Raw genomic sequence first — 9,479 nt, forward strand, 5'->3', positions numbered from 1 at the left:
GCTCGTTCATCGTTCGACTCCTCAGGTAAAGGAGCCGAAAGGGTCTGCCTGCGGCAGCCCGCGTTCAATCAGGTGCGGCGATCGCTGGGCCGCTTTACATCGAGGCTAGCGCCAATCCGCGGAGCGGTTCGTGCAGCGGCCGGAAACAGAAGGTCGCTTATCGGCTTTGTTGGTTCACAAGGGTAAGCCGGCGTAATGAAGAGGGCGCAGGACTGCGCTGCTGAACCCACTAATACGCCTGGGAACGCTGTGGCTTGTATTACTACGCCAGCCTACGCGAAGGCGGTTTTCCCGTTGCAGTGTGGAGGCGATCTACGGTATTTTACTTTGCGATAAGAGTTTTGGCTCTTTTCATCGCTGCCCCGGAGTAGGGGCGCCAAGTCTGGCGAATGCCGCGCAAAGCTAGGGTGCTTTGGCGTAGACTTTCGTGTGTCTGAAAAGAATTGGCTCCCCGGGTAGGATTCGAACCTACGACCGATCGATTAACAGTCGATTGCTCTACCGCTGAGCTACCGAGGAACACGCCGCCGAAGCGGGCAAGGCGGCCCCTTTGCCGCCAACCGACAACTTTATCAAGGGGCTTTTGTGGCCATTTGCCACTCTCAGGCGATAAATTGTTCCATCGCGATGCGTTCGTCGAGCCCCTGGTCGGGATCGAACAGCAACGTCAGCGGCCGGCTGCGGTCGGTGGTGACCAAAACCGTCTTCACATCGCGAATCTCGCGCTGGTCGGCGACGGCGCTGACCGGGCGCTTCGCGGCCTCGCGGACGTTGAAGCGGATGCTCGTCGATTCGGGGACCAGCGCACCGCGCCAGCGGCGGGGGCGGAAGGGGCTGATCGGCGTCAGCGCGAGCATTTCGGATTCGAGCGGCAGGATGGGGCCGTTGGCGCTGAGATTATAGGCGGTCGATCCCGCGGGGGTCGACACGAGCACGCCGTCGCACGCCAGTTCCTCGAGCATCGTCTTTTCGTTGATCATCACTTCCAGCTTTGCCGCCTGGCGCGTTTCACGCAGTAGCGAAATCTCGTTGATCGCGGGCAGGATGTGCCGCTCGCCGCTGATCGTCGTGATGTCGCCCGACAAAGGATGGATCAGGAAGGGGCGCGCGGCGGCGATCCGGTCGACCAGCCCCTCGATCCGGAACTCGTTCATCAGGAACCCGATGGTGCCGCGGTTCATGCCGAAAACGGGCATGCTGCGGCGCTGATCGAGCAATTGGTGCAACATGTGGAGCAGGAAACCGTCGCCGCCGAGCGCGATCAGCAGATCGGCCTCGGCCAGCTCCACAAAGTCATAGAGCGGGCGCAACTCGGCTTCCGCCTCCATGGCCGCCGGCGCGTTCGATGCGACGAGCGCAATCTTGCGATGCATATTGGTCCGGTTCCCCTAGCGGGCGGCCCCTCAGCCGCCCGTTGCACTCATATGACGCGCGACCGCCGGTTTGGACTTTCGTTCGATATGAAAGTCATGCGCGCGGGGTTTGCCAGCCAAAGCCGCATCAATCAACCCGTCGACGTCGCCGCCCTCGCGCAGCGCGGCGCGCAGGTCGACATGATCGTCCTGGCCAAGGCACATATAGACGCGGCCTTCGACAGTCAGGCGAATGCGGTTGCAGGTGGCGCAGAAATTGTCGCTGAGCGGGGTGATGAGGCCGAGCGCCACCGGGCTGCCCTCGACCGCGAAATAGCGCGCCGGGCCGCCGGTGCGCTTGTCGACCGGATAGATGGCGCGCGCTTCGCGGAGCGGCGCGATGAACTGGTGGAGCGGGATGTAGTGATCGCTGCGGTCGCCCTCGACCTCGCCGAGCGGCATCGTTTCGATGAGCGTCAGGTCGCAGCCGGTGGCGGCGCAATAATCGAGCATCGGCAGCAGCTGATCCTCGTTGAGCCCGGCGAGCGCGACCATGTTGATCTTGACCGCCAGTCCGGCGGCACGCGCCGCATCGATCCCGCGCAGCGCGATGGCGAGGTCGCCGACGCGGGTGATATGACGAAAGACGGTCGGGTCCAGCGTATCGAGACTGACGTTGATGCGGCGCACGCCCGCCGCCGCCAGCATCGGCGCATGCTCGGCCAGCCGCATCGCGTTGGTGGTGAGCGTCAGTTCGTCGAGGCCGTGGCCGATCATCGCCCCCAGTCGCATCGCCAGCGTGTCGATCCCGCGCCGCACCAGCGGTTCGCCGCCGGTCAGGCGGATGCGGTTTATGCCGCGGGCCACGAAGCGCTCGGCGATTTCGCCCATTTCCTCTATGCTGAGCACCGCCGATTTGGGCAGGAAGGTCATATCTTCGGCCATGCAATAGCGGCAGCGCAGGTCGCAGCGATCGGTGACCGACAGGCGTAAATAGCTGATCCGACGGCCAATGCCGTCGATCAACGGCGCCGCGGGCGCGGCGCTATGGGAAAATGTGGCAGCCACGCGCCCATATTGGTGCAAAAGGCAGGAACTTGGCAAGCAAAGCCTGCTAGGGGAATGCGATGAATCGCTTGTCCGAGACCCTTTTCGCCTGCGCCCGCAAACTCGAAGCCCTGCACGCGCGCTATGATGCCGACGCCGGCGTTATCCTGGTCCAGGTCGACCAGATGGCGCGCATCAACAACAGCGCGGGGACGGCGACGGGCGATTCGGTGCTCGACGAGATCGGGCGGCGGCTCGAGAATTTCGCGAGCGACGAATTCGGGCAGGGATCGTGCGTCGACCGGCTCGACGGCCCGCGCTTCCTGATCGTCCCGTCGACACCGATGTCGCTCGGCGCCCTCCGCGCGCAGGAACGTGCGCTTCACGTCGCGCTGGCCGAACCGATCGTCGGCGATCCGAACGGGCGCCTGTCGATCCGCATCGCCGCGGCGCTGATCACGCGCGATGATTCGGTCGCCGAGCAATTGCGCGCGGCCTGCGATCAACTGGCGCGGCCGGCGTCGGCGCGCGACGGGGTGATGGTCCACGCCGCGCTGTCGCAGAACGAGGTCGTGATCCACTACCAGCCGCAATATGAGGTTGTGACCGGCGAGATGACCGGGGTCGAGGCGCTGCTGCGCTGGCAGCATCCCGAGCTTGGCCTGCTCGGCGCGGGGCCGCTCGTGACCGCAGCGCGTGCGGCGCGGCTCGAATGCGAGCTCACCGAACATGCGCACCGCGTCGCGCTCGCCGAAATGGCGACCTGGTCAAAGGCGCTGGCGAAGCTGCGCGTCTCGCTCAACATCACCGCCGCCGATCTGGGCGATCCCGAATTTGCCGGCCGGTTCGCGGGCATGGCAAAGGCGGCGAAGGTTGATCCCGACCGGCTGACGCTCGAGCTGACCGAGCAGGCGATGCTGAGCGACCCCGCGAGCGCCGCCGAGCAGCTGGCGCAAATCCGTGCGCTCGGCGTCGCGGTCGCGATCGACGATTTCGGCACCGGCTATTCCAGCCTGTCGCTGCTCGCGCGATTGCCGATCGATTATCTCAAGATCGACAGCGGCTTTACCCGCACGATCGACGGCAGCGACCGCGACCGCATCGTCGTGCGCGCGATCGTCGATCTGGCGCGCGCGCTGGGGCTGCTCGTGGTCGCCGAGGGGATCGAGAATGAGCGTCAGCTTGCGCGATTGTCCGAACTGGGGGTCGCGACCTGGCAGGGGTTTTTGAAGTCGGGGCCGGTGCCGGCGGATCAGTTGTTGGGATTGCTTACAGCTCAAAAATAACTGTGCCCCGGACTTGATCCGGGGTCCATCACCTGGGCGTGGTTCTTGCCGCAGCGGCGGGAGATGGACCCCGGCTTTCGCCGGGGTACGGCATTTCCTTAGCCCACCTGCCGCGCCAGCTTGCCCAAACCCTTCGACAATTGCAGCGCGCCGTTGAGGCGTGCGCCGGTGCTGGCCCAGTCGCCGCTGATCGACAGCTTGTTGTCGGGGCGGATGCGCGCGCGACCTTTCAGCCGTTCGACATAGGCGATGAGGCCGGGGACGTTGGCGAACTGGTCGCCGTGGAAGCTGACGAGCGCGCCCTTGGTGCCGACATCGAGCTTGGCGATGCCCGCGAGCTTCGCGTTCGCCTTGATTTCCATCAGCTGGACGAGGTTCGCAGTCTCGGGCGGCAGCGGCCCGAAGCGGTCGATCATCTCGGCCGCGAACGCGTCGAGCGCCGGGCGGTCCTGCGCATCGTTGAGGCGGCGGTAGAGCGCCATGCGCAGCGGCAGGTCGGGGACATAATCCTCGGGTATCAGGATCGGCGCGTCGACGGTGATGACGGGTGACAGCGCTTCGCGCGGCGGCAGTTTTCCGGCGCCCTCGGCTTTGGCGACGAGGATCGCCTCTTCGAGCATCGACTGATAGAGTTCGAAGCCGACCTCGCGGATATGCCCCGACTGCTCGTCGCCGACGAGGTTGCCCGCGCCGCGAATGTCGAGGTCGTGGCTCGCAAGCTGGAATCCCGCGCCCAATGTGTCGAGATCGCCGAGCAGCTTGAGCCGCTTTTCGGCGGTGTCGGTGATCGCGCCATGCTCGGGGGTCGTGAGATAGGCATAGGCGCGCGTCTTCGCCCGTCCGACGCGGCCGCGCAGCTGATAGAGCTGGGCGAGACCGAAGCGGTCGGCGCGGTGGATGATCAGCGTGTTGGCGCTGGGGATGTCGAGCCCGCTTTCGACGATCGTCGTCGACAGCAGGACATCATATTTGCGGTCGTAGAAGGCGCTCATCCGGTCCTCGACCTCGGTGGGGGTCATCTGGCCGTGCGCGACGACATATTTGATTTCGGGTACGCGGTTGCGCAGGAATTCCTCGATATCGGGCAGATCCTTGATCCGCGGGACGACGAAGAAGCTTTGCCCGCCGCGGTCATGTTCGCGCAGCAACGCTTCGCGGAGCACGACCGGATCCCACGGCGCCACATAGGTGCGCACCGCGAGGCGGTCGACCGGCGGCGTCTGGATCACGCTGAGTTCGCGGAGGCCCGACATAGCCATCTGGAGCGTGCGCGGGATGGGCGTCGCGGTGAGGGTCAGGACGTGGACGTCGGTCTTGAGCTGCTTCAGCCGTTCCTTGTGGACGACGCCGAAGCGCTGTTCCTCGTCGACGATGACGAGGCCGAGATTCTTGAACTCGACCGATTTGGCGATCACCGCGTGGGTGCCGACGACGATGTCGATATGACCGCTTGCGAGCCCGTCGCGCGTCTTCTGTGCTTCGCCTGTCGGAACGAGGCGAGACAAGCGGCCGATGTTGACCGGGAAGCCTTTGAAACGCTCGGAGAAATTGGTGTAATGCTGGCGCGCGAGCAACGTCGTCGGCACCACGACCGCGACCTGCACCCCCGCCATCGCGGCGACGAACGCGGCGCGCAAGGCCACTTCGGTCTTGCCGAACCCGACGTCGCCGCAGACGAGCCGGTCCATCGGGCGGCCCGACGCCATGTCGGCGAGCACATCGCCGATCGCGCGGTCCTGATCGTCGGTTTCCTGATAGGGAAAGCGGTCGGCGAAGGCGGGATAGGCGGCGTCCTGGGCGAGCAATTCGCCCGAGCGGAGCGCGCGCTGCGCCGCGGTTGCGAGCAGTTCGCCCGCGATCTCGCGGATCCGCTCCTTCATCCGCGCCTTGCGGCGCTGCCATGCTTCGCCGCCGAGCTTGTCGAGACCGACACCTTCGCTCTCGCCGCCGTAGCGCGAGAGGACGTCGAGATTCTCGACGGGGACGTAGAGCTTGTCGCCGCCGGCGTAGGTCAGCGCGACGCAATCGTGCGGGCTGTTGCCCACGGGGATCTGGGTCAGCCCCTCATAGCGCCCGATGCCGTGGTCGAGATGGACGACGAGGTCGCCGACGCTGAGCGTTGCGAGCTCGGCGAGGAAGGCATCGGCGCTCTTGCGGCGTTTCTGCCGCCGGACGAGACGTTCACCGAGGATATCCTGTTCGGTGAGCAGGCTGATCGCGTCGCTGGCGAAGCCATGGTCGAGCGGCAGGACGACCATCGCGGTCGCGCCGCCGCTTGTCGCAGAAGCGGTGCCGAGTGCGTCCTGCCAGCTGTCGGCGGGGGCGAGCGCGGTGACGCCATGATCGCGCAGCAGCCCCGACAATCGCTCGCGCGCGCCGCCCGAATAGCTGGCGATGATCGTGCGGCGGCCCTTGCGGCGCTCGTCGCTAAGGTGGTCGGCAACCTTGTCGTAGACGTTGAGGTCGGCGGTGCGCTCGGGGGTGAAATCGCGCGCGGCGAAGGTTTCGAGATCGACGACCGTTGCGGCGGGCGGCACGTCGAACGGCGTGACGATATGGACCGGACGCTCTTTGGCCGCTCCGGCCCATTCCTCCTCGGTCAGATAGAGCGTCTCGGGCGCGAGCGGGCGATAGCTGCCCGGTGATTCGCGTTCGGCGGCGACGCGGTTGGCGTGATAGTCGGAAATCGCGGCGAAGCGCGTCTCGGCGGTCGCCTCGGTGCGGTGGCCGCGCAGCACCGGGGTCGCGGGGTCGATATGGTCGAACAGCGTCGCGAGCCGTTCCTCGAACAGCGGCAGCCAATGATCCATGCCCGCCTGCCGCCGCCCGTCGCTGACCGCCTGATAGAGCGGATCGCCCGTCGACTGCCCGCCGAACAGGTCGCGATAGGCCGAGCGGAAGCGCTTGATCGTCGCTTCGTCGAGCAGGGTTTCGGAGGCGGGGAGCAGTTGCAGCGCCTTGGCGGGGCCAAGGCTGCGCTGGTCGGCGGGATCGAAGCGGCGGATGCTCTCGATCTCGTCGCCGAAGAAGTCGACGCGCAGGCCCGTCTCTTCGCCCGCGGGGAAAAGGTCGAGGATGCCGCCGCGCACCGCGAATTCGCCCTGGTCGGCGACGGTGTCGACGCGGCTGAAGCCGTTCGCGACGAGCAGCTCGGCGAGCGCATCGCGGTCGATCCGCTGCCCCGCCGCGAGCGTCGTCGCGAGCTGGCGGATGCGGAACGGTGTCAGCGTGCGCTGGGTGATCGCGGCGACGGTGGTGAGGATCAGTTCGCCGCGCTTCGGTGCGATTTGCAACGCCGAGAGCGTCGCGAGCCGGTCCGCGCTGACGCGCATCGACGGCCCCGCGCGATCATAGGGCAGGCAGTCCCACGCCGGGAAGCGGTGGACGATCAGGTCGGGCGCGAAGAAGGGCGCGGCGTCGGCGATCGCCTGCATCGCGCTATCGTCGGTCGCGACATAGACAAGGCGCTTGTCGCTCGCCCGCGCGAGATCGGCGAGCAGCAGTGGCAGGAAGCCGTCGGAGGCGCGCGCCAGCGTCAGCGGCGCCGATGCCGATCCGATCGCGGCAAAAATGTCGGCGGCGGTCAAGGGTCAGAATCCATCAAATGCACGTTCGAGGCGTCAAAATGGCGAAGGTATCGGGCCAAAAGACCCGCCGGGAACAGTGGTTCTGTTGCCAAGGGGATTTTGGCCCGAGATCGAAGCCATTTTGACGTCCTTTCGGGATTTGAACAATTTTGTCCATTGCTTCGTTGGCAAGCTGGGAAATATCGACATATTCCTTGCGCTTGCCAACGAAGCAATGGACAAAATTGTCTCAAACCTCGAACGTGCATTTGATGGATTCTGACCCTAATCATGGTAGCGGGATATAGTCCAGGCGGCGCATCGCGGCGATCATCTCCGGCCGGTCGAGATGCGCGGGCGGCTGACCGGTGCCGAGCGCCCACGCCATGATGTCGATGTCGTCTTCCTCGACGACGGCTTCGTACCAGCTGAGTTCCTCTTCGCCCCACTCCGCCGAATAGCGGTCGAAAAACCCGCCGATCATATAGTCGGCCTCGCGCGTGCCGCGGTGCCAAGCACGGAATTTCAGGCGTTTGAGGCGGTCTTGCATCGATTACTCTCTATTCCTTCTCCCTCGACGGGAGAAGGATACGAAGCCTTGCCGCGGAGCGGCTAGGCGAAGTTGGAAGAGGGTGCGCGCTCGCATGGCGAGCGCATATACCCCTCTCCAGCTGCGACTAAGCCCCGGGCAGGCCCGGAGCAAGTCTCGCTTCCTCTCCCGCAAGGGGAGAGGAATGGTGCAAGTTGGAAAGGCTCGCGCTAGACAGCCGCAGTAGCCATGCGACCCGAGATACTCAATCCGCTCTTTGCCGCGCTCACCGACCTGAAAGGCGTCGGGCCGCAGCTTGCCAAGCCGCTGACGCGGCTGGGGCTGGAGCGCGTCGTCGATGTGCTGTTTCATTTGCCGACGGGACTCATCTCGCGATTCCCGGTCGAGCGGCTCGATCAGGCGCAGACGGGGCAGACGATCATCGTCGAGCTGACCGCGCAGGATTACCGCGCTGGTCGCTCACCCCGCGCGCCGTTCGGGGTCGAGGCGTTTGACGATGCGGGCGATCATGTCCGGCTTGTCTATTTCGGGCGCACGTCGGGGCTGGCGCGGAAGCTCTTTCCCTTGGGAGAGAAGCGCCGTGTATCGGGGCGGCTCGACCTATATGGCGAGATGCGCCAGATCGTGCACCCCGACCATGTCGCCGAGCCGGGCGACGAGGTGGGGATCGCCGAGCATGAGCCCGTCTATCCGCTGACCGAAGGGCTCACAAACGCGCGGCTGTCGCAGCTCGCCGCCGTGGCGCTCGAACGGCGGCCCGAGCTCACCGAATGGATCGACGCGCCGCTGCTGGCGAGCCGGGGCTGGCCCGCGTGGAGCGAGGCGATGGCGCGCGCGCATGCGAGCCCGCGCGACGAGGCGGCGCGCGACCGGCTCGCCTATGACGAGATTTTCGCAAGCCAGGTCGCGCTGATGCTGATCCGGCAAGGGCTGCGGACGCGCAAGGGCAGGGCGGTTGTAGGCGACGGGCGGCTAACCGGCGCGCTGAAGCTGCCCTTCGGGCTGACCGGCGCGCAGGAGCGTGTCGGGCGCGAGATCGCGGGCGACATGGCGCAGGACACGCCGATGCTGCGCATGCTGCAGGGCGACGTGGGATCGGGCAAGACGCTGGTTGCCTTGCGCGCGATGCTGGCGGCGGTCGAGGCGGGGACGCAGGCGGCGCTGCTCGCGCCGACCGAAATTTTGGCGCGCCAGCATTTTGCGACCTTGCAGCGGATGCTCGGCGGCTTGCCCGTGAACCTCGCGATCCTCACCGGGCGCGACAAGGGCAAGGTTCGCGAATCGACGCTGATGGGGCTTGCCGACGGCAGCATCGATATCCTCGTCGGCACCCACGCGATCTTCCAGCAGGCGGTGGCCTACAAGGATCTCGCGCTGGTGGTCGTCGACGAACAGCATCGTTTCGGTGTCGCGCAGCGGCTGATGCTGACGCAAAAGGCGGCGCGCCCGCCGCACCTGCTGGTGATGACCGCGACCCCAATCCCGCGCACGCTGCAATTGGCCAATCATGGCGAGATGGACGTGTCGCAGATCGACGAGATGCCGCCGGGGCGCACGCCGGTCGATACGCGGGTCGTCTCGGTCGACCGGCTCGACGAGGTGGTCGGCGGGTTGGAGCGCCATCTCGCGAGCGGGGCGCAGGCTTACTGGGTGTGCCCGTTAGTCGCCGAGAGTGAGG

Annotated in this window: 7 protein-coding genes and 1 tRNA gene; 3 read left to right on the top strand and 5 right to left on the bottom strand. The window is 66.1% G+C overall.

The window, feature by feature from the left end; translation table 11 throughout:
* Positions 1-444: 444 nt before the first annotated feature.
* From VJ811_RS05430 to moaA, 3 genes are all read right to left on the bottom strand, one after another.
* Positions 445-519: transfer RNA gene (locus VJ811_RS05430), tRNA-Asn, on the bottom strand.
* An 83-nt stretch (positions 520-602) separates the two neighbouring features.
* Positions 603-1,373: an NAD kinase gene (locus VJ811_RS05435; protein ID WP_324071251.1), complete on the bottom strand. Its 771-nt coding sequence runs from the start codon at positions 1,371-1,373 to the stop codon at positions 603-605.
* A 30-nt stretch (positions 1,374-1,403) separates the two neighbouring features.
* On the bottom strand, positions 1,404-2,420 hold the full coding sequence (gene moaA, locus VJ811_RS05440; RefSeq protein ID WP_324071252.1) for a GTP 3',8-cyclase MoaA: 1,017 nt from the start codon (positions 2,418-2,420) through the stop codon (positions 1,404-1,406).
* A 59-nt stretch (positions 2,421-2,479) separates the two neighbouring features.
* On the opposite strand from moaA, the gene VJ811_RS05445 reads away from it, so the two are divergent.
* Positions 2,480-3,685, top strand: coding sequence for a GGDEF domain-containing phosphodiesterase (locus VJ811_RS05445; protein WP_324071253.1), 1,206 nt, complete (start codon positions 2,480-2,482; stop codon positions 3,683-3,685).
* Positions 3,686-3,783: 98 nt separating this feature from the next.
* Here the strand turns inward: VJ811_RS05445 and mfd are convergent, their stop codons facing one another.
* On the bottom strand, positions 3,784-7,272 hold the full coding sequence (gene mfd / locus VJ811_RS05450; RefSeq protein ID WP_324071254.1) for a transcription-repair coupling factor: 3,489 nt from the start codon (positions 7,270-7,272) through the stop codon (positions 3,784-3,786).
* Between mfd and VJ811_RS05455 the strand changes: the two genes are divergently transcribed.
* Positions 7,256-7,534 (top strand): hypothetical protein, encoded by a 279-nt coding sequence (locus tag VJ811_RS05455; protein ID WP_324071255.1) that lies wholly within the window; start codon positions 7,256-7,258, stop codon positions 7,532-7,534. The two genes, mfd and VJ811_RS05455, sit on opposite strands and share 17 nt — an antisense overlap.
* Positions 7,535-7,540: 6 nt before the next feature.
* Here VJ811_RS05455 and VJ811_RS05460 read toward each other — a convergent pair whose 3' ends face one another.
* Positions 7,541-7,801, bottom strand: coding sequence for a succinate dehydrogenase assembly factor 2 (locus VJ811_RS05460; protein ID WP_324071256.1), 261 nt, complete (start codon positions 7,799-7,801; stop codon positions 7,541-7,543).
* Between the two features lie 228 nt (positions 7,802-8,029).
* Between VJ811_RS05460 and VJ811_RS05465 the strand changes: the two genes are divergently transcribed.
* A partial coding sequence (locus tag VJ811_RS05465; RefSeq protein WP_324071257.1) for an ATP-dependent DNA helicase RecG occupies positions 8,030-9,479 on the top strand: 1,450 nt, incomplete at its 3' end.

Origin of the sequence: Sphingopyxis sp., assembly GCF_035250425.1 — a bacterium.
Lineage (GTDB): Bacteria > Pseudomonadota > Alphaproteobacteria > Sphingomonadales > Sphingomonadaceae > Sphingopyxis.